The sequence below is a fragment of the Tsukamurella paurometabola genome (assembly GCF_900631615.1).
GTDB classification, from domain to species: Bacteria; Actinomycetota; Actinomycetes; order Mycobacteriales; family Mycobacteriaceae; genus Tsukamurella; species Tsukamurella paurometabola_A.
In genome coordinates this window covers 661,558-687,110 of sequence record NZ_LR131273.1, presented here as the reverse complement: position 1 = coordinate 687,110, position 25,553 = coordinate 661,558, and the positions used below count along the sequence as shown (strand labels likewise).

At 72.7% G+C, this 25,553-nt stretch carries 27 protein-coding genes and 1 tRNA gene; 17 read left to right on the top strand and 11 right to left on the bottom strand.

Annotated features, from left to right (window positions below; genetic code table 11):
• Window positions 1-90: 90 nt before the first annotated feature.
• Entirely contained in the window at window positions 91-615 is a 525-nt protein-coding gene (locus tag ELY19_RS03545; protein ID WP_126194973.1) for a DUF4333 domain-containing protein, read from the top strand.
• Here the strand turns inward: ELY19_RS03545 and ELY19_RS03540 are convergent, their stop codons facing one another.
• Window positions 616-2,124 (bottom strand): carboxyl transferase domain-containing protein, encoded by a 1,509-nt coding sequence (locus tag ELY19_RS03540; RefSeq protein WP_126194972.1) that lies wholly within the window; start codon window positions 2,122-2,124, stop codon window positions 616-618.
• Window positions 2,125-2,175: 51 nt separating this feature from the next.
• Here ELY19_RS03540 and ELY19_RS03535 point away from each other — a divergent pair, with 51 nt between their 5' ends.
• Complete coding sequence (locus tag ELY19_RS03535; protein WP_164711500.1) at window positions 2,176-3,000, top strand: aldo/keto reductase; 825 nt, start codon at window positions 2,176-2,178, stop codon at window positions 2,998-3,000.
• A gap of 431 nt (window positions 3,001-3,431) precedes the next feature.
• Here the strand turns inward: ELY19_RS03535 and ELY19_RS03530 are convergent, their stop codons facing one another.
• Entirely contained in the window at window positions 3,432-4,541 is a 1,110-nt protein-coding gene (locus tag ELY19_RS03530; RefSeq protein ID WP_126194971.1) for an NAD(P)-binding domain-containing protein, read from the bottom strand.
• A 23-nt stretch (window positions 4,542-4,564) separates the two neighbouring features.
• Between ELY19_RS03530 and ELY19_RS03525 the strand changes: the two genes are divergently transcribed.
• Genes ELY19_RS03525 through ELY19_RS03510 form a run of 4 tightly spaced genes read left to right on the top strand, consistent with a single transcriptional unit; the run spans window position 4,565 to window position 8,217 of the window.
• Window positions 4,565-5,299, top strand: a complete 735-nt coding sequence (locus ELY19_RS03525) for an enoyl-CoA hydratase (protein WP_126194970.1) — start codon at window positions 4,565-4,567, stop codon at window positions 5,297-5,299.
• Between the two features lies 1 nt (window position 5,300).
• A complete protein-coding gene (locus ELY19_RS03520) occupies window positions 5,301-6,413 on the top strand; it encodes an MBL fold metallo-hydrolase (protein ID WP_126194969.1) in 1,113 nt (370 codons plus the stop codon).
• Between the two features lie 10 nt (window positions 6,414-6,423).
• Window positions 6,424-6,597, top strand: coding sequence for an antitoxin (locus ELY19_RS03515; RefSeq protein ID WP_126194968.1), 174 nt, complete (start codon window positions 6,424-6,426; stop codon window positions 6,595-6,597).
• Between the two features lie 39 nt (window positions 6,598-6,636).
• Entirely contained in the window at window positions 6,637-8,217 is a 1,581-nt protein-coding gene (locus ELY19_RS03510; protein WP_126194967.1) for a VWA domain-containing protein, read from the top strand.
• Window positions 8,218-8,232: 15 nt separating this feature from the next.
• Here ELY19_RS03510 and ELY19_RS03505 read toward each other — a convergent pair.
• Window positions 8,233-8,306: transfer RNA gene (locus ELY19_RS03505), tRNA-Arg, on the bottom strand.
• Between the two features lie 82 nt (window positions 8,307-8,388).
• Here ELY19_RS03505 and ELY19_RS03500 point away from each other — a divergent pair.
• Both ELY19_RS03500 and ELY19_RS03495 read left to right on the top strand, forming a co-directional pair.
• Entirely contained in the window at window positions 8,389-9,543 is a 1,155-nt protein-coding gene (locus ELY19_RS03500) for a metallophosphoesterase (RefSeq protein ID WP_227967162.1), read from the top strand.
• A gap of 18 nt (window positions 9,544-9,561) precedes the next feature.
• A complete protein-coding gene (locus tag ELY19_RS03495) occupies window positions 9,562-10,008 on the top strand; it encodes a DUF2510 domain-containing protein (protein ID WP_126194966.1) in 447 nt (148 codons plus the stop codon).
• Here the strand turns inward: ELY19_RS03495 and rnhA are convergent.
• Complete coding sequence (rnhA, locus tag ELY19_RS03490) at window positions 10,005-10,448, bottom strand: ribonuclease HI (protein ID WP_126194965.1); 444 nt, start codon at window positions 10,446-10,448, stop codon at window positions 10,005-10,007. The genes ELY19_RS03495 and rnhA overlap by 4 nt on opposite strands.
• 37 nt (window positions 10,449-10,485) lie before the next feature.
• Here rnhA and ELY19_RS03485 point away from each other — a divergent pair, with 37 nt between their 5' ends.
• Window positions 10,486-11,085: a pyridoxamine 5'-phosphate oxidase family protein gene (locus tag ELY19_RS03485; RefSeq protein WP_126194964.1), complete on the top strand. Its 600-nt coding sequence runs from the start codon at window positions 10,486-10,488 to the stop codon at window positions 11,083-11,085.
• On the opposite strand, the gene ELY19_RS03480 is transcribed toward ELY19_RS03485, so the two are convergent.
• Window positions 11,001-12,179, bottom strand: coding sequence for a hypothetical protein (locus ELY19_RS03480; protein ID WP_126194963.1), 1,179 nt, complete (start codon window positions 12,177-12,179; stop codon window positions 11,001-11,003). The two genes, ELY19_RS03485 and ELY19_RS03480, sit on opposite strands and share 85 nt — an antisense overlap.
• Window positions 12,180-12,322: 143 nt before the next feature.
• On the opposite strand from ELY19_RS03480, the gene ELY19_RS03475 reads away from it, so the two are divergent.
• A complete protein-coding gene (locus ELY19_RS03475; protein ID WP_126194962.1) occupies window positions 12,323-12,946 on the top strand; it encodes a TetR/AcrR family transcriptional regulator in 624 nt (207 codons plus the stop codon).
• The gene (cobF, locus tag ELY19_RS03470) at window positions 12,943-13,707 is read left to right on the top strand and encodes a precorrin-6A synthase (deacetylating) (RefSeq protein WP_126194961.1); all 765 of its coding nucleotides are present in this window, start codon (window positions 12,943-12,945) and stop codon (window positions 13,705-13,707) included. Before ELY19_RS03475 ends, cobF begins: the two co-directional genes overlap by 4 nt.
• Here the strand turns inward: cobF and ELY19_RS03465 are convergent.
• Genes ELY19_RS03465 through ELY19_RS03455 form a run of 3 tightly spaced genes read right to left on the bottom strand, consistent with a single transcriptional unit; the run spans window position 13,680 to window position 16,076 of the window.
• Window positions 13,680-14,600, bottom strand: a complete 921-nt coding sequence (locus tag ELY19_RS03465) for a sterol desaturase family protein (protein ID WP_126194960.1) — start codon at window positions 14,598-14,600, stop codon at window positions 13,680-13,682. The genes cobF and ELY19_RS03465 overlap by 28 nt on opposite strands.
• A 53-nt stretch (window positions 14,601-14,653) precedes the next feature.
• Window positions 14,654-15,319 carry a helix-turn-helix transcriptional regulator gene (locus ELY19_RS03460; protein WP_126194959.1) on the bottom strand — a complete coding sequence of 222 codons (666 nt, stop codon included), beginning with the start codon at window positions 15,317-15,319 and terminating at the stop codon, window positions 14,654-14,656.
• A gap of 4 nt (window positions 15,320-15,323) precedes the next feature.
• A complete protein-coding gene (locus tag ELY19_RS03455; RefSeq protein ID WP_126194958.1) occupies window positions 15,324-16,076 on the bottom strand; it encodes a 3'(2'),5'-bisphosphate nucleotidase CysQ in 753 nt (250 codons plus the stop codon).
• Between the two features lie 22 nt (window positions 16,077-16,098).
• On the opposite strand from ELY19_RS03455, the gene ELY19_RS03450 reads away from it, so the two are divergent.
• The 3 genes from ELY19_RS03450 to efeB all read left to right on the top strand — a co-directional run bounded on the left by ELY19_RS03450 (window position 16,099) and on the right by efeB (window position 20,326).
• Entirely contained in the window at window positions 16,099-16,971 is an 873-nt protein-coding gene (locus tag ELY19_RS03450; RefSeq protein WP_126194957.1) for an Fpg/Nei family DNA glycosylase, read from the top strand.
• A 66-nt stretch (window positions 16,972-17,037) separates the two neighbouring features.
• On the top strand, window positions 17,038-19,071 hold the full coding sequence (gene efeU, locus ELY19_RS03445) for an iron uptake transporter permease EfeU (protein ID WP_126194956.1): 2,034 nt from the start codon (window positions 17,038-17,040) through the stop codon (window positions 19,069-19,071).
• On the top strand, window positions 19,061-20,326 hold the full coding sequence (gene efeB / locus ELY19_RS03440) for an iron uptake transporter deferrochelatase/peroxidase subunit (protein ID WP_227967160.1): 1,266 nt from the start codon (window positions 19,061-19,063) through the stop codon (window positions 20,324-20,326). Before efeU ends, efeB begins: the two co-directional genes overlap by 11 nt.
• Before the next feature lie 184 nt (window positions 20,327-20,510).
• On the opposite strand, the gene ELY19_RS03435 is transcribed toward efeB, so the two are convergent.
• Window positions 20,511-21,131, bottom strand: a complete 621-nt coding sequence (locus ELY19_RS03435) for a DoxX family protein (RefSeq protein ID WP_126194955.1) — start codon at window positions 21,129-21,131, stop codon at window positions 20,511-20,513.
• 93 nt (window positions 21,132-21,224) lie between these two features.
• Window positions 21,225-21,716 carry a hypothetical protein gene (locus ELY19_RS03430; protein WP_126194954.1) on the bottom strand — a complete coding sequence of 164 codons (492 nt, stop codon included), beginning with the start codon at window positions 21,714-21,716 and terminating at the stop codon, window positions 21,225-21,227.
• 82 nt (window positions 21,717-21,798) lie between these two features.
• On the opposite strand from ELY19_RS03430, the gene ELY19_RS03425 reads away from it, so the two are divergent.
• Window positions 21,799-22,596, top strand: coding sequence for a hypothetical protein (locus ELY19_RS03425; protein ID WP_126194953.1), 798 nt, complete (start codon window positions 21,799-21,801; stop codon window positions 22,594-22,596).
• Between the two features lies 1 nt (window position 22,597).
• Here ELY19_RS03425 and yczR read toward each other — a convergent pair whose 3' ends face one another.
• Window positions 22,598-24,043 carry a MocR-like transcription factor YczR gene (yczR, locus tag ELY19_RS03420; RefSeq protein WP_126194952.1) on the bottom strand — a complete coding sequence of 482 codons (1,446 nt, stop codon included), beginning with the start codon at window positions 24,041-24,043 and terminating at the stop codon, window positions 22,598-22,600.
• Window positions 24,044-24,104: 61 nt separating this feature from the next.
• On the opposite strand from yczR, the gene yczE reads away from it, so the two are divergent.
• The gene (yczE, locus tag ELY19_RS03415) at window positions 24,105-24,887 is read left to right on the top strand and encodes a membrane protein YczE (protein ID WP_227967158.1); all 783 of its coding nucleotides are present in this window, start codon (window positions 24,105-24,107) and stop codon (window positions 24,885-24,887) included.
• Entirely contained in the window at window positions 24,806-25,543 is a 738-nt protein-coding gene (locus ELY19_RS03410) for an SDR family oxidoreductase (protein WP_126194951.1), read from the top strand. Before yczE ends, ELY19_RS03410 begins: the two co-directional genes overlap by 82 nt.
• Window positions 25,544-25,553 lie beyond the last annotated feature (10 nt).

Sequence of the window (25,553 nt, the reverse complement as noted above, 5' to 3'; positions counted from 1 at the left end):
CGTTCGTGTTGAGATCGCAACCGGACCGTGATTCAATAAACACAATTCACATGTGGTGAAGATGGAGTTTAGTTACGGAAAAGAGTCGCGATGGGTCTGCGGGCGGTGGCGGTCGTCGTCGGCGGTGCCGGCGTCGCGATCGCCGCGTGCTGGACGATGCTCGCGCCCGGCGAGGTGGCCCAGGACCAGGTCGAACGCGGCACCCTCGCGCAGGTGGCCGCGGCACCGTCGGACGCCCTGCACTGCGACGGCGGCCTGAAGGCCGAGGTCGGCGCCGGTCAGTCCTGCGTGCTGCACCGCGGCGGCGAGGACTTCGCGGTGCAGCTGCGCGTCACGGACGTCGACGGCGACCGGGTGAACTGGGACTCGACTGTCGCCGGGGCGCCGCGGTCCGGGCAGCGCGTCGCGGTCCGCGAACTCGAACGCCGCACCCGGGAGGTGCTCGCCCGCGAGCGCCACGTCGACGCGGTGACCTGCGACGGCGCGCTGGCCGGCATCGTCGGGGCCCGGCAGAGCTGCGCCATGACCGCCCGCGGCCACCGGCACGACGTGACCGTCACCGTCACCACCGTCGACCCCTCCCGCGTGCAGTGGGGAGTGACCGTCCGCGACTGATCAGCGTCCGCCCAGGAACCGGTAGCGGTCCAGCCGCCGGCTGATCCGGATCGAATCGGGGATGAGGGAGAGCTCCGCGAGGGCGTCGCTCACCGCCAGTCCCACCCGGCGGGAGAACTCCGTCGGCTCGTCCGCGGCGTTCGGGCGCTCCGGGATGACCCGGTCCACGATGCCGTCCTCCAGCAGGTCCGCCGCGCGGATCCGCTGCCGGTCGGCCATCTCCGCGGCGTGGTCGGTGTCCCGGTACATCACCGCGCTCGCGCCCTCCGGCGGCAGCGGCGCGAGCCACGCGTGCTGCGCGCACAGCACCCGGTCGGCGGGCAGCATCGCCAGCGCGCCCCCGCCCGTACCCTGCCCGAGCAGGACGGACACCGTCGGGACCGTGAGGGTCACCAGGTCGGACAGGCTGCGCGCCACCTCCCCGGCGAGGCCGCCCTCCTCCGCCTCGGGGGAGAGGGCGGCGCCCCAGGTGTCGATGACGAGCACCAGTGGCAGGCTCAGCTCGGCGGCCAGCCGCATGCCCCGGCGCGCCGCGCGCAGCGCCGCCGGGCCGAGCAGCGGGGGAGCGGCACCGTCGGCGCGCGTGGTGTCCTGCCCGACCACGACGCACGGATAGCCCTGCACCCGCGCGAGGGAGAGCAGCAGCGTGTGGTCCGTCTCGCCCTCGCCGGTGCCCGAGAGCGGCAGCCGATCCGTGGCCGAGTGCCGGAGGAAGGCGCGCACACCGGGCCGCCCGGACTCCCTGCTGATCCGCACCGAGTCCCAGGCGGGGATGTCGTCGTCGGCGGTGTCCAGCTCCTCGACCACCCCGAGGTGCGGGGCCAGCGGGTCGGCGTCCTGCGCCCCCGCGAGGACGCGCAGCGTGCGGTGCGCCAACAGCCGGACGAACCGGAGCGGCACCACCCCGTCGATGAGGCCGCGCTCGAAGAGGTGCTCGGCGGTCTGCACCCCGTCGGGGAACGGCTCGCCGCGCAGCGCCTCGTACACGCGCGGGCCGAGGAAGCCGATGCGCGCGCCCGGCTCCGCGATGGTCACGTGGCCCAGCGAGCCCCAGGACGCGAACACCCCGCCCATCGTGGGGTCGCGCAGGTACACCAGGTACGGCAGTCCCGACTGCTTGTGCAGGGTGATCGCCGCCGAGATCTTCACCATCTGCAGGAAGGCGACGGTGCCCTCCTGCATGCGCGTCCCGCCCGACGTGGGCGTGGCGAGGAGCGGCAGCCGCAGTGCGGTCGCCCGCTCGACCGCGGTCACGATCCGCTCGGCCGCGGCCACGCCGATCGAGCCGCCGAGGAAGGCGAAGTCGCACGCGATGAGGGCGACCCGCTGCCCGCGGATGCGGCCCTCGCCGGTGATGACGGCCTCGTCGTGGTGCGACCGCTCCCGCGCGCGGTGCAGCGCGGCGGCGTACTCCGCGTCGGGCCCGACGTCCGGCAGCGGGCCGTCCCAGCTGGTGAAGGTGCCGCGGTCGAGGATCGCATCGATGAGGTCCTGCGCCGTGATCGCCATGGAATTCAGGTTACTGGGAACACCGCGCGCGCCGGCCGCGTTGTTCGGGCCATGACCGTACCGAACGTGAAGCTCAAGAACGGAACCTCGATCCCCCAGCTCGGCTTCGGCGTCTGGCAGGTGCCGGACGACGGTGCGCGCGACGCCGTCGCCGAGGCCCTGCGCGTCGGGTACAGGAGTGTGGATACGGCCAAGGTCTACGAGAACGAGACCGGCACCGGGCGCGCGATCGCGGAGAGCGGCCTCGCCCGCGACGAGGTCTTCCTCACGACCAAGCTGTGGAACTCCGACCAGGGCTTCGACGAGACCCTGCGCGCCTTCGACGGCTCCCTCGAGCGCCTGGGCACCGACTACGTCGACCTGTACCTCATCCACTGGCCCGTTCCCGAGTACGACCGCTACGTCGACACCTTCAAGGCCTTCCAGAAGCTCCGCGACGAGGGCCGGGCGAAGGCCATCGGCGTCAGCAACTTCACCGTGGAGAACCTGCGCCGCCTCATCGAGGAGACCGGTGAGACCCCGGCGATCAACCAGATCGAGCTGCATCCGGGCCTGCCGCAGGACGAGCTCCGCGCCTTCCACGCCGAGCACGGCATCGCCACCGAGGCGTGGTCGCCGCTGGGGCAGGGCGAGTCGCTCAAGGACGCGGCCGTCACCGAGATCGCGTCCGCCCACGGCGTCACCCCCGCGCAGGCGATCCTGCGCTGGCACCTGCAGCTCGGCAACGTCGTGATCCCCAAGTCGGTGACGCCCGCCCGCATCGCCGAGAACTTCGACGTCTTCGGCTTCGAGCTCTCGGACGACGAGGTCGCCCGGATCAGCGCGATCGAGGGCAAGCGCATCGGCCCCGACCCGGCCGTGTTCAACCTGCACTGATTTCCCCGTCCAGCCCCGGGCGCCGCGATGCGGCGCCCGGGGTGCGATGGTGCCCTGCGGCCGACTCTCGGATCCTGTCCGGATCGGACAGCCCGTGCTGGCGCCTCTCACCGCCGGCGCCGGCGCTGGCGTGCGGTGGGGATCCGGCGCGGCGCGGGGGACGACACCCATACCGCCGCAACACACATCTTTCGAAGCGTTCTGCGACGAATCCGACGCGGAACATCGCAGAACCCTTCGAAAGATGATGGGCACCGGGCCTGTCCGTCTCGGACACAACCGGAGAGCCGCCCGCACACCAACCTCGGGTCCCAACGCCAACGTGGGACGGCGACCGTGCCGGACGCGACCCCGAAGGAAACGAGGGACGGGTGGGGGAGACGCCGTCGAGCGCATCGGACGACCCGAGCCGCTAGGCGAGGCGAGGAGGTCTAAGCGAGCGGCGTCTCCCCCACCCGTCCCGGTCGAGGCCCGCCGGCCCCGCCCACGACCTCGGCAACGGCTCGCGCCGCCTCCCTCCCCGCACGATTCGCCCCGATCGTCGACGCCGACGGCCCGTAGCCCAGCAGGTGCAGCCGCGGCTCGCCGGCGACCTCGGTCGCCAGCCGCCCGGTCATCACGATGCCGCCGCCGGGGGACCGCAGGTTCAGCGGCGCCAGGTGGTCCATCGAGTAGCGGAAGCCGGTGCACCACAGGATCACGTCGGCGGGGACGAGCGTGCCGTCGGCCAGCAGCGGACCGTCGGGCGAGAGCGAGGCGAACATCGGGCGCCGGACCAGCACCCCGGCCTCGATGCCGCGGCGCATGGCGTCGGTCATCGGCAGGCCCGTCACCGAGACCACGGATCCGGGCGGCAGGCCCGCCCGCACCCGCTCCTCGACGCGCGCGACGGCGCGGCGACCCTTGTCGGGATCGAAGGGCGTGGTGTCCCACTGGACCTCGCGGCGGGTGAACCAGGCCGTCTCCGCGACCTCGGCGATCTCCAGCAGCAGCTGCACCGCGGTGATCCCGGCGCCGACGACGGCCACCCGCTTGCCCGCGAAGGGTTCGGCGGTGCGGTAGTCGTGCGCGTGCAGCTGGGTCCCGCGGAACGACGGTCCGCCCGCCACCGTCGGCCAGAAGGGCCGGTCCCACGTGCCGGTGCAGTTGATGACGGCGGCGGCCCGGTACTCGAACGGGCCCTCGGCGCCGTGTCCGGCGACGAGGTAGCCGCCGTCGCATCGCGAGACCGACGCGACGTGGGCGGGCCGGTGCACGTCGATCCCGAACCGGCGTTCGTACTCGCCGAAGTACTGCGCGACGCCGGTGGCGGCCGGAATGTCATCGCAGTCGGTGCCGAGCGCGTCCTGCAGGCCCCAGCCCGGCAGGTCGTGCACATGATTCGCCGAGCGGAGCGTCAGTGACGGCCAGCGCTGGCGCCACGCGCCGCCCGGACCGGCGTTGTGATCCAGCACAACGAAATTCTCGATACCGAATCGAGGGAGGAAGTAAGCGGCCGAGAGACCGGCCTGGCCAGCACCGACCACGACGACATCCTTCACCCCCGTAGCGTAGATTGCGGGCCATGATTGGTTACACGCTGGAGGAGAAGGTCGCCGTCATCGAGTTCCAGCGCCCCGAAGCGCGGAACGCTCTCAACCCCGAGATCATGGACGGCCTGGAGGCGGCGTTCGACCGCGCGGAGGCCGACGAGGTCTTCGTCATCGTGCTCACGGGGCAGGGCACCGTCTTCTCCGCGGGGGCGGATCTGCGGTCGGGGGCCGTGCTCGACAAGAACTTCATGGAGCGGGTCATCCGCTTCTACCGCCGGGTCGAGGCGATGAAGCAGATCGTGGTCGCCGCGCTCAACGGGCCGGCCGTCGGCGCGGGGGTGCAGATGGCGATGGTCGCCGACCTGCGCGTGCTGGACCCCAGTGCCACCATCGCGATCCCGGCCGCGAAGCTCGGCGTCACCATCGACAAGTGGACGCTGCGCCGCCTCGAGGACCTGGTCGGCGGCGGCCACGCCCGCGGCGTGCTCATGGCCGCGCAGAAGATCGGCGCCGAGAAGCTCGCCGAGCTGGGCTTCGCCAACGCGATCGGCGACCGCGAGGCGGCCCTCGAGTTCGCCCGCGGCATCGCCGGCCTCGCGCCGCTGTCGCTGCAGAACTACAAGGCGCTGTTCAAGAGCGACGTCGCCGTCGAACCCCTCACCGAGGCCGAGGAGGCCCGGCTGCACGCGGTGTGGGACTCCGAGGACCTCAAGGAGGCCATCATGGCCCGCATCGAGAAGCGCGAGCCGCGCTTCCAGGGCCGCTGACATGCGGCTGAGGACCGTCGCGACGTTCGCGGCGGGCGCGCTCGCGGGGGTCACCGGCGGCACGCTCGTGCGCGCCGGCCGGGGCCTGCGTCGCTCGATGGGCGCCCGCGTCGACACCGTCTACACCAACTCGGACCCGGACAGCCCGCACGAGCGCTTCGACGCCGGGAAGATCGCCCGCGGCGTCGTCGGCCGCGCCCGGCACGGGCAGGGCCGTCCGTCGAAGCCGATCCCGTTGGTCGCGGTCCCCGCGCCCGACCAGGCCTCCGACCTCGCCGTCACCTGGTTCGGGCACTCGTCGGTCCTCATCGAGGTCGACGGTTTCCGCATCCTCGCCGACCCCGTCTGGGGCGAGCGGGTGTCCCCGTCGCCGACGATCGGCCCCGCGCGGCTGCACCCCGTGCCCGTCGCGCTCAGCGCGCTCCCGGAGATCGACGCGGTCATCATCAGCCACGACCACTACGACCACCTCGACCTCCCCACCATCGACGAGCTCACCCGCGACCGCGACGTGCCCTTCTGCGTCCCCATCGGCGTGGGCGGCCACCTGCGCGCGTGGGGCGTGCCGGAGGACCGGATCGTCGAGCTGGACTGGGACCAGGCGCACACGCTGACCCGCGACGGGAAGAGCCTCAAGGTCGTGTGCACCGAGGCCCGGCACTTCTCCGGCCGCGGCCTGACCCGCAACTCCACGCAGTGGGCGTCCTGGTCGCTCGTCGGGCCGGAGCACTCCGTCTTCTTCGGCGGCGACACCGGCTTCACGGAGCGGTTCAAGCTGGTCGGCGACCACTTCGGCCCGTTCGACCTCACCCTGCTGCCGATCGGCGCCTACGACCCGCTCTGGCCCGACGTGCACACCAACCCGGAGGAGGCCGTCGCGATCCACGCGATGATCGCCAAGCCCGGCGCCCCGCTCGTGCCCGTGCACTGGGCCACCTTCAACCTCGCCTTCCACGACTGGTCCGAGCCCGTCGAGCGGCTGCTCGCCGCCGCGGAGGAGGCCGGGGTGGCCACGATCGTCCCCATGCCGGGCGGCCGGGTCGACGGTGCCCGCGCGGCCGCCGATGGTGGGATCGCACCTGGTCCGCACGACTGGTGGTCGACGGTCCGCTAGCCTGTCACGCATGGATTTCAAGGACCTCGCGAACAAGGCCAAGGACGCCCTCGGCAAGAACCCGAACCTCATCGACAAGGCGGGCGACTTCGTCGACGGCAAGACCGACGGCAAGTTCGCCGCGCAGGTCGACAAGGCGCAGGACGCCGCGAAGAAGTTCGTCGCCGGCGGCGAGCAGAAGTAACCCCACCAGCACCACCTCGCAGAGAGCGGCACCGCACACATGGGTCGTCATTACGCGCCGGGTGACCCGGCCGCGGAGAAGCCGCGCGGGCGGAACGTCGCGCGGCTCCTCGTGGGCGCCGCGCTCGTCGCGGTCCTCGTGGCCGGGCTGGTCGCCATCGTCGGCGGCAGGTTCGCGGGCTGCGGGGAACAACGCACCGTGACCGTGCTGGCCGACCCGGCGCTCGCGCCCGCCATCCGCTCGCAGGCGGCGCTCGCCTCCGGCACGTGCACCACCCTCGCGGTCAGCGAGGCACCGGATCGCGAGGCGGCCGGGCGGCTGGCGAGCGGCGCGGCCGACCTGTGGATCGCTCCGTCGCGGCTGCGCGCCGACGCCGTGTCCGCCCAGCTCGGCCGGGAGCTGCCGACCACCGTCGTGGCCGGATCCCCGATCGTCCTCGCGGGCGCCGCCGTCCCGCAGCCCGCGAGCTGGGCCGAGGCGATGACGCAGGCCACGATCCGCGCCGTGCCCGCGGACTCCCCCTACGCGGAGGCGCCCGTCGCCGCGGCCGTGGCCGAGGCCTCCCGCCCGGGCGGGAGCGACGATCAGGCGCTCAACTCGGTGCTGGCCCAGTACGCCCAGGCGGCCAAGCGCGTGAGCGGCGACCCCGTCGCGGCCGCGGCCGCGGACGGCGGCGTCGTGGCCGTCCCCGAGTACGCGTACCTCGCCGAGAAGAAGACCCGCGGCGACCTCGCGGCCCTCGTGCCGAAGAGCGGCGCGCCCCGCGACGAGCTGCTCCTCGCGGTGGCCGCCACCGGCGACCGGAAGGCCGCCGCCACCGACGCCGGCGAGCGGCTCGCGGGCGCCTTCACCTCCGACGACGGCCGCGCCGCCCTCGCCCGCGACGGCCTGCGCGGCACCACGCTGGCGGAGGCACCGTCGGGCGGCGTGGGCGCGGTGACCGCGCTCCCGGACCCCGATCGCTCCCGGCTCACGCGCGCCGAACAGACCTACTCCACCCTCGCGGTGCCGCTGAAGGCGCTCGTGGTCGTCGACACCTCGGGGTCGATGGACGAGAAGGTGGGGGACACCACCCGCATCGGGATGCTCGCATCGGGCTTCACCAAGGTGGTCACCCAGATCCCCGACGCCAACGCCGTCGGCCTGTGGACCTTCGCGCTCGCGACGAACGGCGGCAAGGACTGGACCGAGGTCGTGCCCACCGCGCGGCTGTCCGACAAGCGGGGGGACAAGACCCAGCGGCAGGCACTGCTCGACGGGGTGAACTCGCTGCCCGGCCGCGTCCGCGGCGGCACCGGCCTCTACGACACGACGCTGGCCGCCTACCGGCAGGCCGTCAAGGACTTCGACCCGGCCTACTCCAACTCGCTGATCCTGCTCACCGACGGCGGCAACGAGAAGGACGGCGGCACCACCCTCGACCAGCTCGTGGCCGAGCTGCGCAAGCTCGTCGACCCGGCGCGGCCGGTGAACATCCACACCGTCGGCATCAGCAAGGACGCCGACCTGCCGGCGCTGAAGAAGATCGCGGACGCCACCGGCGGCACCGCCCAGTCGGCCGATACGGAGCAGCAGATGCTCGCGGACTTCGTCAACGCGGTCGCCAAGCGCGCCAAGTAGACGTCGCGCGCGGAGTGCCCCCGACAGGAATCGAACCTGCGACCTGATCTTTAGGAGAGATCCGCTCTATCCGACTGAGCTACGAGGGCGTGCGGCACGAGTGTAGCCAGGAGACCCCCGCCGGGTACATTCGGATGTCCGGGTTTGCATCATCACGAGGGGGAGACGCGCGTGCCCACCGGCGTCATCGTGGTTCTCATCGTCACTGTCGGGGCGCTGGCCCTGGTCCAGTGGCGCGTCGTGCGCCGCTGGGGCGCCCGTCCGGCGCGCGCCGCCGGCACCGCCGCCGTGGCGATCGCGGTCCTGCTCACGCTCGCCGCGCCCGTCGGCCTCCTGGCCGGCAACGGCCGCATCGACCCGGACCGCGTGCGCTGGATCAGCGCCGCCGGCCTCACCTGGCTCGCGACGGTCTTCTACCTGCTGCTCACCCTGCTGGTGCTGGGCGTGCTGTGGGTGCTCACCCGCTTGATCCGGCTGGTCCGGCCCGGGTTCGACGGTGCGCCGCTACGCCGGGTCGTCGCGCTGGTGGGCGTGGTCGGTGCCGTCGGCGCCACGCTGTACGGGCTGGTCGAGGCCGCGACGCCGCGGGTCACGCACACGCAGATCCGCCTCACGTCGATGCCCGCGGTGCTGGAGACGGTGAAGGTCGCGCTCATCACCGACATCCACGCCGGGCCCGTGCGCACGCGGTCGTTCGTGCAGGACGTCGTGGACCGCACCAACGCCGAGGAGCCCGACCTGGTGATCCTCGGCGGCGACCTCATCGACGGCACCGTCGCGCAGATCGGCGAGGACCTGGCACCGCTGCGCGACCTGCGCGCCCCGCTCGGCGTGCTGGCCGTGACCGGCAATCACGAGTACTACGCGGGCGACGCCGTGAACTGGGTGCAGCGGTGGCGCGACGTGGGGGTGCGACCGCTGACCAACGAGTCGGTGCAGCTGTGGCGCGACGGCGCGAACGGCGGGTCGGCGATCACGGTGGTCGGCGTGAACGACCGCAAGGGCAGCCCGCCGCTCGCCGCGGACTACGACGCGGCTTTCCAAGGGGTGCAGCGGTCGGAGTTCGTGCTCGCCGTCGCGCACGAGCCGCTGCAGGGCCGCGAGTTCGCCGCGCGCGGAGCGGATCTGCAGGTCGCCGGCCACACGCACGGCGGGCAGATCTGGCCCTTCCGGTACCTCGTGACGCTGCAGCAGCCGGCGCTGCAGGGACTCGAATCGGTCGACGGCATGCCCGTCTACACCAGCCGCGGTGCCGGGGCGTGGGGCCCGCCGGTGCGCGTCGCCGCGCCCCCGGAGATCGCGATTCTGGAGCTCAGCGCGGCCTGATCGGGGCATGATCCGGGTATGGCGATACGCGCGAGCACCGAGGTCGGGCCGGTGCGGGTCAGCGTCGCACCGGCGCGGACCCGCCGCCCGCCGGCCGCCGCTCGTCGGGTGCCCGTGCTGAAACTGCCCGCGGCCCGCGTCCCCGGGGGCCTTCCACTGCCGCGCAGGGCCGAGCTGCCGCCGCCCGTCGCCCCCGCCGGCTGGTATCCCGATCCCGAGGGCGCCGCGCGGATGCGCTGGTGGAACGGCACGAAGTGGACCCGCCGGTTCGCCGATCCCGGCGTGCCGCCGGTCGCCGCCCCGGGCACGCGGGTCCGCGCTCGCACGGCCGACGCTCCGCCGCGGTTGCGCCCCGCGGCGAAGCCGGCGAAGCGGCGATTGCTTCCCACCGTCGAGTTCTCGGGCCATCGAGGTGCGCAGGGACCTGTCCTGCGCCGCAGTACTCGACGTTCGGAGCGCGGCTAGGCGTCCCGGGCCTCCTGCGCGCCGCGGGAGGCCAGCTGGTCGGCCAGCTCGTTGCCCTCGTTGCCCGCGTGTCCCTTCACCCAGCGCCAGTCGATGTCGTAACGCGCCGCGGCCTGGTCCAGGCGCTGCCACAGCTCGGCGTTCTTCACCGGCTGCTTGGCGGCGGTCTTCCAGCCGTTGCGCTTCCAGCCGGCGATCCACTTGGTGATGCCGTTCTTCACGTACGAGCTGTCGGTGTACAGCACCACCGGCAGCGGTCGCGTGATGGCCTCCAGGGCGGAGATGGCGCCCATGAGCTCCATGCGGTTGTTCGTCGTGTCCTTCTCGGCGCCGTACAGCTCCTTCTGGTGCTCGCCGAAGCGCAGCACCGCGCCCCAGCCCCCGGGCCCGGGGTTTCCCAGGCACGCGCCGTCGGTGTAGATCACGATCTCGTCCGCCACGAGGAGCCATCCTAGCGGGGCGCGCTACCGTGAAGCCGTGCCGAACAACCACTACCACCACCTGGTCTTCGGCGACGACGCCCTGGAGCGTCAGCGCCGCAACGGCAGTTACGTGGCCTACGGCCGGCAGCTCGAGCGCGGCGACGACGGTCCGCAGGCGCTCACCGACCGCGAGCTGCTCATGATCACCCGCGCCGACCAGTTCTGCCTCGCCACGATCACCCCGCAGGGCTGGCCCTATCTGCAGTACCGCAGCGGCCCGGCGGGCTTCGTGCAGCACGACCCGGCGACGGGGCGGCTGGGCTTCATCGACGTTCCGGGCAACAATCAGTTCGTCACGCTGGGCAACCTCGCGGGCGACGACCGGCTCGCCATGTTCTTCGTCGACTACCCGCGGCGGGTGCGGCTCAAGGTGTTCGGGCGCGGCACGGTCCGCGAGACCGAGGACCGCCGGGTGATCGAGATCGCCGTCGAGGCGTTCGACTGGAACTGCCAGCGCAGCATCATCCCGCGCTTCGACCGCGAGTACATCAAGCAGCTGGGGGAGGCCTATCAGAAGGTGGCGGCGGAGCGCGAGGCCGAACTGCAGGCCGAGATCGACCGGCTGCGCGCCCGCGTCGCCGAGCTGGAGGGCTGACCCCCGGATCTCAGGGTTGCGTGGGGCTGTCGAACCGCGGATCGCGGCGGGGCAGCGTCCCGGTCTCGGGTTTGGGTGACACCTTCACCGGTCGCGGCGGCCGCTTGACCACCTGGGTGTGCTGCTCCGACGGGGTGGGCGGTCCCGGCTTCGGCGGCACCGTGCCGGGCCAGTTCCGGTCCCAGTCGGGCTGCGGCCGCCGCCGTGCGACCGGCGCGACCGCGGTGCGGGTCTGCTCCGCGGGCACCGGTGCGGGGAGCGGGGGCGGCGCCTGCGCCGGCATCGGCGGTGCGACGGGGCGCGCCCACCCCGCGTCCGCCGGGACCTGCTGGTTCGACGGTGCCTGGGGCATCGGCGCGCCCGGCATCGGGGCGGGAGGCATCGGCGGCCCGGGCACGTGGGGGCCGGGCACCCCCGCGGCGGCGGCCGGGGAGCCGGGTGTCGGGGAGCCGGGCGGGGTGAACGCGGGTGCCCCGGCGACGGGGCCGAAGGGCGACGACGGCGGCTGCGGCGCCGACGGGGCCTGCTGCGCGGCGGGGGGCGGACCGTCGGGCCCGATCCAGCAGCACCGCGCCGAGCAGCACGGGCAGCGCGGCGATCCACACGACGGGCGGCCCGACCGAGGCGGCGGTGTCGACCTGCAGGGTGAAGCCGCCGACGGACACCGGCTGCGTTCCGACGGGGACGAGCTGCGCGTACAGCCCCAGGGCGGCGCCGAGCACGCCGCCGGCGAGCGTGCCCCACGCGCCGGCGGGGCGCCACCGCGCCGGGCCGAGGGCCGCGGCGGCCGCGGTGACGACCGTCGCGACGGCGAGCACGATCGCGGCCCATCCGCCCCACGCCACGTCGTTCGGCACCGAGGAGGAGACGTCGAGGTTGCCGTACGCGGGCATGGTGACCGTGCCGATCCCGTTGATCCTGGCTTCGATCTCGGAGGGCAGATCGCCCAACCGGGCGATGTCGGGCAGGGGCGCGGTCACCCGGTACCAGGTGGTGAAGGTCGCGGCGGCGAAACCGACGGCGCCCAGCACGGCGAGGCAGAGCCCGGCGATCCGGGTCGCGCCGGGTGCGGATGCGGGCGGTGAATCGGGCATTGCGGACCTCCTACGACGTGATGCCCACAACGCTAGGGCGTCGCGGTTGGCGGTCGCTGAAGTACTGCTGAAGGCGTGGCTACCGACGGGTACACTGAGCCGATGACACAGCGACGCGAATTCTGTCCCACGGGGACGGCCGGATGACCGCGGCGCTGCAACCGACGGACGACCCCAAGGGGCGCGCGAAGACCCGTCGGCGACTGATCCGGGCGGCCTATCTGGTGTTCGCGCAGCACGGCTACGGCTCGACGAACGTGACCATGGTGTGCGAGGCGGCGGGCTTCACGCGCGGCGCGTTCTACTCCAACTTCACCAGCCTCGAGGAGCTGTTCATCGAGGTCTGGCGGTTCCACGTGCAGTGGATCATGGACGTCATGGCGAAGGTCGTCGACACCTACGTGGTGCAGGGCGCCGACTACGGCAAGCTCATCGAGATGGCGGTCCGCGCCATCCCGGTCAACGAGCGCTGGCAGCGCGTGAACGGCGACTTCGTGGCGCTGTGCACCCGCACGCCGGAGCTCAATCAGACGGTCCGCGACGCCCAGCAGATGCTCCTGGCGAACATGATCCCCACCGTGATGCACGTGCTCGAGGCGGCCGGCCGCCGCGTGACCAAGCCCGAGGCGCTGGGCTACGCCCTGCTCGCCGTGCACGAGGGGACCGCCTCGTACTGCGTCATCGACCCGGACAACGCGACCCTCAAGCAGAACCGCATCGACCTGCTCACCGCCACCCTGAACATGTACAGCGAGCCGATCGCGTGACCCGCACGGCGCTGGTCATCGGCATCGGTGCCGGTGACCCGGGGCACGTCACCGTGGGCGCGATCGAGGCGATGCGCTCCGCCGACGCCCTGTTCGTCCTCGACAAGCCGAACGCGGGAACGCTCACCGGCATCCGGCAGGAGATCGTCGACCGGCACGCGCCCGACACCCCCGTCGTGCTCGTGCCCGACCCGCCGCGGGACCGGTCCGCCGAGCGCGGCGCCTCCCGGCCCGACGGTGCCTACGCCGCCAACGTCGCCGAGTGGCACGACGCCCGGGCGCGGGCGCTGGCCGCGGCCATCGCGGAGCATGTGCCGGACGGCGGGAACGCCGGCTTCCTCGTGTGGGGCGATCCGTCGCTGTACGACTCGACGCTGCGGGTCGTCGAGCGCGTGGCCCGCACGCTCCCGCTGGTACCGAAGGTGATCCCCGGTATCACCAGCGTCCAGGCCCTGACCGCCGCGCACGCGATCCTGCTCAACCGGGTGGGCGAGCCGATCCACATCACCACCGGCCGGCGCCTGCCCGAGGACGACGGCCGCAACACCGTCGTGATGCTCGACGCCGACTGCACCTTCCGCGAGACCGCCGAACCCACGGACCACATCTACTGGGGCGCCTACCTGGGCACGCCCGAGGAGATCCTGATCGACGGCCCCGTCGGCGAGGTGGGCGAGCGCATCGCCCGCACCCGCGCCGAGGCCCGCGCAGAGCACGGCTGGATCATGGACGTCTACCTGCTCCGCCGCCCCGCCGACTGAATTCGCTGCCGCACCGTCCGGCGCGGCAGCGGGCCCATTTCCCCGCAGCCACCGGCCGCCGTGAACGGCACGACGAGCTGCGCGCGGTACGCCGTCGGATAGTCCGGCTTGGCGGCCATGCCGAGGTCGGCGCTGGTGAACCGGCGCCGGCGATCGAGCACGTAGGTGCCGAATGCGTGGTCCCAGAGCAGGGTGAACAGGCCGAAGTCCACATCACCCGCCCCCGCCTCGCGCTGGTGGTGGAACCGGTGCCCCTCGTTGAGGGCGAGCACGGACCGCAGCGGCCCCACCCGGTAGTCGGCGTTCGAGTGCTGCATCAGCAACTGCACCGCGACCATCGCGGCCAGCGCCGAGGCGACCGGCACGGGCATCCCCAGGACCAGCAGTGGCGTCACCCCGCCGAGCGTCTCCAGCGTCTGGTGCAGGGGATGTTTCATCAGTCCGTTGAGCCCGTAGCACCGGGTGATGCTGTGGTGCACCGCGTGCAGCCGCCACAGCCAGCCGTACCGATGGCTCGCCATGTGCACCACCGTGATTCCCAGGTCGGCTACCACCACCGCGAGCAGCACCTGCGCCCAGAACGGCAGCGCGTGCGGCCACCACGAGCCCGGGCCGCGCACCCCTGCCACCAGTGGGATCACCGCCAGCGAGGCGAGCATCAGCGACTCGTTGACCAGGACGTGCGCCACGTCGCGGCCCGCGTCGTCGTGCGAGCGGTTCCAGTCCCGCTCGTAGGGGACGGCCCGTTCGGCGGCGAACGACAGGACGATGGCGGCCAGGACCACGCCGATCAGGGTGAGCTTCGGGGCGCCCGAGCCGGCAAGCGCGATGATCGTGCCGTTCACGCCGACCAGCATGAGGAGCGGATAGCCGTAGCGGAGAAGGTTCTTCATGCCGTCCACCCTCGCCGCAGGGCGCGCTGCGGGGCTTGAACGGATCGATCCGATCAGCCCAGAGCCACCAGCAGCTGCTGCGGCGATAACCCGAACATCTCCCGGCAGACCCGACTGGCGTGCGCCCCGTCCGCGAAGCCCGCGGCGTGTGCGGCGTCCGTGATCGACGCGCCGTCCCGTACCCGCTCGGCCATCGCGCGCAGGCGCGACCAGCGCACCCAGGCGGGGAAGGCGAGGCCCAGGTCGCGGCGCCACAGCCGGCTCAGGTGCGAGGCCGACACCCCGATCTCCGCGGCGACGACGGTGAGCGACAGCGCCTCGGACCGCCGCCGCGCCACGACATCCAGTGCCGACCGCACGTACGGATGCACCGGCCGCAGCCGGTCCCGCGCCGTCGCCAGCGCTCGCAGCTCGGCCTCCGTGGGCGCCTCGGGGAGCGTTGTCGGCACCGCGTCGGGATCGAGGTAGACGGTGATCCCCGCCGCGTCCGGCGCGACCGGGCCGATCGCGTGCACAGTTCCCGCCGGGATCACGAAGGCGGTCAGCCCCTCTCGGCCCTGCGGCGGACCGTCGGGCGGCCAGACGGTGACGGTGACCGTCCCGGACCGCAGCGCGAGGAACTGCCACGCCGCATGCCGGTGCCGCCCCGTCGTCCCGACGGGGCCGTCGTAGGCCAGCGCGCCGACACCGAGGTGCACAGTCCCCGTCCACCCGCTCATCGGTTCAGTTCAGCGCGTCGAGGACCTTCTCCGCCAGCTCGGGGCGGCAGACGACGAGATCGGGGAGGTAGGGATCGGGGTTGTTGTAGGTGAGATCGCTGCCATCGAGGCGCGAGCAGTGCAGGCCCGCGGCCCGCGCGACCCCGACGGGCGCGCACGAGTCCCACTCGTACTGGCCGCCCGCGTGCAGGTAGACGTCGACCTGCCCGGTCACGACGGCCATCGTCTTCACCCCGGCGGAGCCCAGCGAGACCGGCGTGAGGCCCAGCGCGTCCGCGACCCGGAACATGCCGGGCGTCGCGCGGCTGCGCGACAGGGCGAGGTTGCCCGTCAGTGCGCCGGTGGGCGCGGTCACGGTGTCGGAGCGGAACACCCGGTCCATCGCGGGCAGCGAGACCGCGCTGTGCACGGGCTGCCCGCCCTGGGTGAGCGCGACGTGCACGGCGTAGTCGGGGCGGTGTGCCGCGTAATCCCGCGTGCCGTCGAGCGGGTCGATGACCCACACCCGGTCCTCGGTGAGCCGATGCGTGGAGTCCGGCGCCTCCTCCGACAGCACCGCGTCGTGCGGCCGGTGCCGGCGCAGGACCCGTGCGATCCAGGCCTGCGCGAGCCGGTCGCCGGTGTCGCCCAGCACCCCGTCGTCGAGCAGCGAACCGTGCCGGATGGCCTGCAGGATCCGCCCGGCACCGTCGGCGATCTCGGCCGCGAGCTCGATGTCGGACAGGGCGCCACCGTCGGAACGGCCGAAGAACGTCATACCCCCACCCTAGAGTGGGGTCATGCCGGAGCTTCCCGAGATCGCCGCGATCGCGGACTACGTGGCCGCCAAGGCCGTCGGCACGCAGGTGCGCCGGGTGGACGTGGCGGCGCTGTCCGTGCTCAAGACCTATGCGCCGGGCCCGCACGACCTGGTCGGCGCCACCGTGACCGGCACCCGCCGGATCGGCAAGTACTTCGTCCTCGATGCGCGGAAGGGCGACGATGCGCTCGCCCTCGTCGTGCACCTCTCGCGCGCCGGGTGGCTGCGCTGGTCCGAGAAGCTCTCGCCGACGCCGCTCAAACCCGGCGGTAAGTCGCCGATCGCGCTGCGCGTGCACGTCGGGCCGCCGGGCGAGGGCTTCGACCTCACGGAGGCGGGCACGCAGAAGCGGCTCGCGGTGTGGATCGTGCACGATCCGCAGGAGATCGAGATGGTCGCGACGCTCGGCCCGGATGCGCTCGACGTGACCCGCGACGAGTTCGCCGCGATCCTCGCCGGCTCGCGGGCGCAGCTCAAGACGCTGCTGCGCGACCAGCGCACGATCGCCGGCATCGGCAACGCCTACTCCGACGAGATCCTCTTCGCCGCCAAGCTCTCGCCCTTCGCGGCGGCGAAGTCGCTCGACGAGGCGCAGGTCGACGCCCTGTACGCCGCCATGCGGTCCGAGCTCGAGGACGCGGTCGAGCGGTCCGTCGGGCAGCACGTCGCCACGCTCAAGGCGGAGAAGCGCTCGGGCATGAAGGTGCACGCCCGGACCGGCAGCCCGTGCCCCGTCTGCGGCGATGTGGTGCGTGAGGTCTCGTTCGCCGACCGCTCGTTCCAGTACTGCGCCACCTGCCAGACGGGCGGCAAGGTGCTGGCGGACCGTCGGATGTCCAAACTCCTGAAATAGGCGAAACCGCCCTGAGGGTAGGCATCGCTTGGCGTCGACAGGCAGGCGTGCCTTACCTTAATAGGCATGAACTGGGGTGATGCCGTCCCGAACTTCCTCATCGGCCTGCGTGAAGGCCTGGAAGCGGGACTGATCGTGAGCATCCTGCTCGCCGCCGTGAAGAAGTCGGGCGGTTCGCGGGTGCCGGTGTGGTTGGGCGCGCTGGGCGCGGCCTCGTTGTCGGTGAGTTTCGGTGCGGTGCTGACCTTCACCACGTCGGAGCTGTCGGCCACCGCACGCGAGGTCGTCGCGGGTGTGCTGAGCGTGCTCGCGGTGCTGCTCGTGACCATGATGATCTTCTGGATGCGGCGCACCGCCGCGTCGCTGTCGAAGGGGCTGCGCGCCGACGTCGAGACCGCGATGGTGCTCGGCGCGGGCGCGCTGGTGCTCACCGCGTTCTTCGCCGTCGCGCGCGAGGGCCTGGAGACCACGCTGTTCCTGTGGACCGCGGCCCGCGCCTCGGGCGACGCGGTGGCCCCGGCGGTCGGCGCCGCGCTCGGCCTCGCGGTCGCGTTCGGGATCTGCGTGCTGCTCTACCGGCAGGCCGTGCGGCTCAACCTCGCGACGTTCTTCCGGTACACCGCGATCCTGCTCATCGTCGTGGCCGCGGGTGTCCTCGCCTACGGCCTCGGTGACCTGCAGAACGCCGGCGTCCTGCCCGGCCGCACCTGGATCGCCTTCGACCTCACCGGCAGCATCAGCACCGACTCGTGGTGGGTGGCGCTGATCGGCGGCATCACCAACCTCGCCCCGAAGATGACGGTGCTGCAGGTGTTCGCGTGGCTCGCCTACCTGGTGATCGTGCTGGGGATCTTCCTCGGCACGACGCCCGCGCCGGCGACGCCCGAGGAGAAGGGCCGCTTCGAGGCCTGGGCGGCCCGCCTCGCCGGGACCCGCACCGGCCTCGCGGCCGCCGTCGTCGTGCTGGTGCCGCTGCTGGTCGCGGGCCTCATCATCGCGATCCTGCCCGGCAAGCCGGCCGCCGCGGGCGCGGTCACCGTCACCGAGGCGGACTGCGCCAAGGGCTTCACCGGCGCCTCCGCCGGGCAGCAGCGCATCACCGTCACCAACAAGTCCGGCAAATCCGGCGAGATCACCCTGGTCGACAGCGGCGACGCCGTCGTCGGCGAGATCGAGACCCTCGGCCCCGCCACCACCGCCGACCTGTCGGCGACGCTGGGCAACGGGGGCTACCAGTTCGTCTGCTACCTCGCCGGCCAGAAGGAGACCCGCTCCGAGCAGTTCACCGTGACCGGCGGCGGGGGCGATGCGCCGAAGCCCGTCGCGCGGGTCACCAAGGACGACCTCGACGGCGCCAACGCGAAGTACCAGGACTACGTGCTCACGGTGCTGCCCGCCGTCGAGTCGGCGCTGAACCGCGTGCGGGCCGCGCTCGGCGGCGGCGACACCGCGGGCGCCAAGGCCGCGTGGCTCGACGCCATGACCGCCTGGGAGAAGGTCGGCGCCTCGTACAACAGCTTCGGCGAGGCGGGGACGGCCGTCGCCGGCCTGCCCGACGGTTTCGCCGACGGCGTTCGCGATCCGGAGTTCTCCGGCATCCGGCGGATCGAGTACGGGCTGTGGACCGGCGAACCGTCGACCGCCCTGATCGCGCAGGTCGACAAGACCCTCGAGGGCCTGACGAAGGTCCGCGCGGACCTGCGCACCGACGACATCGCGGGCGACCCGATCACGCTCACCAAGCGCGCCCAGGAGATCCTCGAGGACGCGCTGCGCGACCACCTCACGGGCGTCAGCGACCAGGGCGCGCACGCCGGCTACGCCGCGACCGCCGCCGACGTCGAGGCCACCCGCGCCGTGCTCCGCGTCCTCGAGCCGCTGCTCGCGCCCCGCGTGCCCGACCTGCTGCCCACGGCGCGCCGGGAGCTGGACGACATCGTCAAGGCCCTCGACGCCGTCAAGCGGCCCGACGGCACCTACCCGCCGCTCGAGCAGCCCGCGCTGGCGCTGCGGCAGAAGATCAACGGCACCGTCGGGCAGGCCCTCGAGACCCTGTCCGCCGTGCCCAACCTCCTGGAGATCCCCAAGCATGAGCGATGAGCAGATGACCGCGCCGGAGGAGTCCGGGACCGGGCGGCGGAAGTTCCTGCAGGGCGCGGCGGTCGGCGCCGTGGGCGTGGCCGCCGTCGGCGGCGTGCTGGCCGGGGGTGCGCGCAGCGACGCCGCACAGTCCTCGGGCCCGACCGTGCGCGATTCCTACCCGTTCGAGGGCGAGCACCAGTCCGGCATCCTGACCCCCGCCCCGGCGGAGAAGCAGGCCGCGCTCATGGTCGCGGCGTTCGACGTGATCGCGCCGGACCGTGCCGGACTGGAGCAGCTGCTGCGCACCATCACCGACCGGGCGCGGTTCCTCACGGCGGGCGGCACCCCGGCGAACCTGGGGGTGGGCAAGCCGCCCGCCGACAGCGCGGTGCTGGGTCCGGTGGTCCCGGCCGACGGGCTCACCGTCACCCTCGGCGTCGGGGCGTCGCTGTTCGACGACCGGTTCGGGCTGGGCGGCCGCAAGCCCGCGAAGCTCAAGCCGATGACGGTGTTCCCCAACGACCAGCCCGATCCCGCGCAGATGCACGGCGACCTGGTGCTGCAGCTGTGCGCCAACAACCCCGACACGGTGCACCACGCGCTGCGCGACATCGCGAAGCACACCCGCGGCGCGATGCAGCTGCGGTGGAAGATGCAGGGCTACGGCGCACCGCCGCGGCCCGAGGGCGCCGCCCGCAACCTCATGGGCTTCAAGGACGGCAGCGCGAACCCCGTCGGCGCGCAGGCCGAGGAGCTGATCTGGGTCACGGGTGGCGGCGAGCCCGCGTGGGCGACGGGCGGCACGTACTTCGTGGTGCGGCTGATCCGGATGATGGTCGAGTTCTGGGACCGCGTCTCGATCGCCGAGCAGGAGGGCATGTTCGGGCGGCGCCGCGACTCCGGCGCCCCGCTCGACGGCGCCGCCGAGACCGACGAGCCCGACTTCGCCGCCGATCCCGAGGGCGACGTGATCCCCATGGACTCGCACATCCGCCTGGCGAACCCGCGCGAGGGCGAGAAGACGGAGAAGCAGCGCCTGGTGCGCCGGTCGTACAACTACGACCTCGGGCTCGACATGAACGGCAACATGGCCTGCGGCCACGTCTTCCTGTGCTTCCAGCAGGACGTCGAGGCGCAGTTCGAGGAGGTGCAGAAGCGCCTGATCGACGAGCCGCTCACCGATTACGTGACGCCCTTCGGCGGCGGCTACTTCTTCGCCGTCCCCGGGGTGCGGGGTGCGGACGACTTCCTGGGGGCCGGTCTGTTCCGATAGGGCCGGTTCGGCTCACGATGTCGAGTTCTGCGCAGTCGCGCGTGCACTGGAACACGTGTGGCCCCGCAGAACTGGAAATTCTGAACCGGGTGCCCCTCTCAATGACGATGCCGCCGGACCCTGGGTGAGGGGTCCGGCGGCATTCGTGTTCAATTCGCGGCCGGTGAGTGCCGCGGCGGCGGGACTACTTGATGAGCTTGTCCGCGCCGTCGTTCTTGCCCGTCTCCGGGTCGTAGTCGCCGAGCAGGAAGTCGCCCTCGGCGGCCTCGTCCTCGATCTCCTGGGAGACGGCCTCGGCCTGCGCGAGTGCGGCGTTGCGGCGGGCGATGGTGACCGCGCCGCCGGCGACGGCGCCGCCCAGCGCGAGCGCGGCGAGCCACGGCTTGTTGAGGCGGTCGCCCAGCAGGTGGTCGACGGAGAAGCGGCCGGGACCGGTGAGGGCCAGCGCGGCGGCGGCGACGCCGAGGGTGATCGGGTACTCGTTGCCGCCGCTCTGCGCGGCGAAGCCCTGCGGGCGGTGGACCTCGGCGGCGACCAGCATCGCGCCCACGCCGCCGGCCGCGGCCAGCGGGGTCGCGGCGCCGAGCGCGAGGGCGGCACCGGCCAGCTCGCCCGCGCCGGCGAGGGCGGCGTTGGGCTTGCCGGGTGCGAAGCCCATGGACTCGAAGCCCTGGGCGGTGGCGTCGAGGCCGCCGCCACCGAAGGCGCCGAACAGCTTCTGCGCGCCGTGGAAGGCCAGCGCGCCGCCGACGGCGGTACGCAGGGCGAGGAGTCCGAGGTCACGTGCGGTGTTGTTCTGTCCCATGTCGGGGTCCTTCCAGCGGAGGTCGTCGGTTCTGCTGACGTTCAACCGGACCGTGGTCCCGATGATTCCGGGGAGTGGCGATTGTGGCGGACGTCACGCGGACGGGTCGGCCCGGTAGGCGGCGGCGTGACGGTGGCTCACGAGCAGTGCGCCGTTCGCCAGCAGTGCGTAGGCGACGAACGCCACGACCTCAACGACCGTCGGACCGCCCTGGCGGACGAACACGCCTGCGACCAGAACCGCCACGACGGGGGTGCCGACGACCGGTGCGAGGGCGGTCGCCCTAGGGGTGACGAGGGAGACGTACGGCGCCCAGGTGTTGTCCGGGCGCAGGATGTAATACGCCGGCCTGCCGTCGCGCTGACTCCCGGTTCCCACCGCTTGCGCGATGCATCCCGCTGTCGCGACGACGAACGTCGCGAGAATGATCGCCGACGTGAGCCCGCGGGGTGCCGACGCGGCGACCCAGGCCCACGCGGCCGCGGCCATGAGTGCGATCCAGGAGAGCAGGGCGAGGTACACGATCCAGTTGCCTGAGCGCCGGTCGAAGAGCGGGTTCGGATGATCGGTGAATTCAGTGTTCACGTGAACAATGTACGGGCGTCGATCGAGGCTCCGGCGCGGCAGCCGTGCGCGAGGCGAATTCAGATTGCATTACCATTTCTTCATGAAGACGAAGATCGTCGCGATGTCGCTTCTGGCGGCACTGACGGCGGCATGTTCGCCGGCGGAGCCGATCATCGATTACTGGGTGCCGCCCACCGCGTCATCGACGGCGTCGGCCGCGCCCGCGCCGACGCAGGACCTCGATCGCGTCCGCGACCTCCTCGTCGGCACCTGGGTGCGGACGGAGGAACCCGCCGAAGTGTGGGATCGCTACCTCCCCGACGGCACGCGGCAGACCGTCGACTTCTCCGGCCGCGTCGTGAACATCGACCGGTGGGAGCTCGTGACGGAGCCCGGATTCGCCGGCGGGACGATCGCGGCCCTGCAGACCGAGGGCGACCCGCGCACCCGCATGCTGATCGGCGCGATCGACTGGGAGGCGATGACGCTGTCCATCCCGAACCGCGGCACGAGCTACCACTACACCCGGGTGCGTGCCTCAATGCTCCGTGGTTGGTACGGCGGGCACGGGCGTGGGCTCACGATCCGCGCGGACGGCACGGGCACGGGGTACTACAAGGACCTCTGTGACGAGAGCGGCGTGAACTGCATCGAGAACGTCTCCTACGGCTTCGTCCTCCAGAACGAGGTCGCCGTCCCCGGCGCCGAGGTCATGGGTCCCGGCACCGTGATGGCGGAGCAGAGGATCACGGGCGTGCGTCCGGCGAGCGCCTACGCGCTCGTATCGCCTGAAAAGCTGCGCCTCGACCTCGAGGCCGACATCATCTCCACGGCACCGACGTTCGATGACGCGGCGTTCTGCGGGGCGCGTGCCCGCCCGTCCGCCTGCGGCGCGTAGGTCACACGACGAGCTGGCCCGCAAGATCGGGCATCGTCGCGCCGCCCGTCGCCCGACGGTACGCCGCCCCCACCAGCTCGATGGCCTGGGCCAACTGGTCGGGAGGCAGCGAATAGGGGATGCGGATGTTGCGCTCGAGGGCACCGTCGACCCCGAAGGCCGAGCCGGCGGCGATGCGCACGCCGAGGGCGGCGGCCGCGGCGGCGGTGGCGGTCCCGACGGGCCGCGGCAGCGTCACCCACAGGCACAGCCCGCCGACGCCGGGGGAGACCATCGCGCCTGGGAGGTGCTCGGCGACCGCGTCCCGCGCGACCGTCCGCGCCACCCGCAGCGAATCCAGCCGCCCGGGGAGGAAGTCGGCGAGGTGGTCGAGGGCGTAGCCGGCGGCGAGCTGCTCGAAGACGGCGCCGGCGAGGTCCATGTCGTACCTCGCCGCGGTGAGTGAATCGGGGGAGGTCTCGGTGCGGATCCAGCCCACCCGCAGGCCCGCCCAGATCGTCTTGCTCGCGGATCCCAGTGTGATGATCCGGGCGCCGCGCGGTGCGAAGGACGCGACGGGCGGGGGAGCGGGAACGTCGAGGGCCAGTTCCGCCATCGTCTCGTCGACCACCACGGGCACCCGGTAGCGCGCGGAGATCTCGCCGAGCCGCCGCCGTCCGGCCTCGTCGAGGAGCAGACCCGTCGGGTTGTGGAAGTCGGGGATGGTGAAGATGATCCGCGGATTCTGCTGCTTCACGACGGCTTCGAGCTGGTCGAGGTCCCAGCCGTGCTCCGGGTGCAGGCCCACGGCGACGGGCCGCGCATTGTGCCGGCGCAGCGCGAGGATGGTGCCGTGGTGCGTGGGCTGCTCGACGATCACGCGGTCGCCGGGGTGCACCAGCGTGTCCAGCACGACGCGCAGCGCGTGCTGCGCGCCGGAGGTGACCAGCACCTGCTCGGAGTCGGTCGGCAGCCCGCGGTCGGTGTACCGCCGCGCGATCGATTCCCGCAGCGCCCGCACGCCGCCGGGGTAGAGGCCGATCCCCGCGAGGTAGGGCGGCGCGCACTCGAGCGCGTGCCGGTAGCCGTCGTGCACGATCTGGTCGGGGGCCGACGGTGCCGCGATGTTCAGCCGGATCAGGTCGGCCTCGGGGCCGGTGTCCGCGGGCTCGGCCGGCACGGCGTGCGGCAGCGAGAGCACGCTGCGCGCGCCCTGCCGGGACTGCAGGTGCCCGCTGTCGCGCAGCTCGGCGTACGCGGCGGTCACCGTCGTGCGGCTGACCTCGAGGTGTGCGGCGAGGGCGCGCTCGCTCGGCAGCGCGGTCCCGACGGGGACCCGCCCGTCCAGGACCAGTAGGCGCAGCGCCTCGGCGAGCGCCAGGTACGCCGGGCGTGCGCCGGAGGGGCGCCACGAGCCGAGCTGGCGCACCAGGGCGGCCGCGCCGACAGAGCCAGTTGCGGGGAACATGAGGCCAGTATTTCAGAACTGGCTATGGATTGTCATGCCACTTGCGAGCAGGGTGAGTGTCATGATGATTCGACTCGGGAAGCTCTTCGTGGGCCTGTGGCTGTACGGCACGGCGATGGTCGCGATCCTGCGCGCCGGCCTCGGCAACATGCCGTGGGACGTCCTGCACCAGGGGCTCGCGCAGCGGATCGGCCTGTCGGTGGGGGTGACGTCGATCGTGATCGGCGCGCTGGTGCTGCTGGCGTGGATCCCGATCCGGCAGAAGCCGGGCTTCGGCACCGTCGCCAACGTGGTCGTCATCGGCGTCGCCTTCGACACCATGGCGCCGCTCTTCCCGGAGAACCCCGCGCTGGTCGTCGCGGTCCCGATGATGCTCGGCGGCATCGTGCTCAACGCCTTCGCGACCGTGCTCTACATCGGGGCGGGCATGGGGCCCGGGCCGCGCGACGGCTTGATGACGGGGCTGGTCGCCCGGACCGGGGGTTCGGTGCGGGTGGTGCGTACGGCGATGGAGGTCGCGGTGGTCGTCGTGGGCTTCCTGCTCGGCGGCACCCTCGGCATCGGCACCGTGCTCTACGCGGTCGGCGTCGGACCGCTCATCCAGGTGTTCGCCCGGACCGGCCTGGGCGGCCCGGCGCTGGCCCGCGGCGGCGGGCACGGCCACGCGCCCGGCGATCGGGAGCCGCACGGGGCCCCGGACCGCGACGCGCACGACGGTGCCGCCACCGGGCCGTGCGCGCACGGCGTGGATATGGTGGGGGAATGCGGATCCTCATCACCGGAGCCAGCTCCGGTCTCGGCGAAGGCATGGCTCGGACGTATGCGGAGCGCGGCGAGGACGTAGGGCTCCTCGCGCGCCGCCTCGACCGGCTGGAGGCCTTGCGCGCGGAGCTGACCAGCTGCCCCAGGGCGGGCGCCGTGGAGATCGGCCGGCTCGACGTGACGGACTTCGCCGCCGTGCCCGTGGCGATCGACGACGTGGTGCAGCGGCTCGGCGGGCTCGACCGCGCCATCATCAACGCGGGCATCGGCAAGGGCGCACCGCTTGGCACCGGCAAGGCCCACGCCAACCTGGAGACGGTGCAGACCAACCTCACCGGTGCGCTCGCGCAGGCGGAGGCGGTGCTCGAGGTGTTCCGCGCGCAGGGTCGCGGCCACCTCGTGCTCATCTCCTCGATCGCCGGTCAGCGCGGCATGCCGAAGGCGCAGGCCGCCTACTCCGCCAGCAAGGCGGGGCTCACGGCGCTCGGCGAGGGCCTGCAGGCGGAGTTCGCGGGAAGCGACATCACGGTCACCGTAATCAAGCCGGGGTTCATCGAGACCGACATCAACAAGGGCGTGAAGACGTCCATGAAGTCGTCCCTCGAGGACGGCGTGAAGGCCCTCGTCAAGGCGATCGACCGCGAGCCCAAGGAGGCCGCCGTCCCGTCGTGGCCGTGGACGCCGCTCGGTGCCGTGCTGCGGCACGCGCCCGACGAACTGACCCGCCGCCTCATCTGAACCGAGCGGC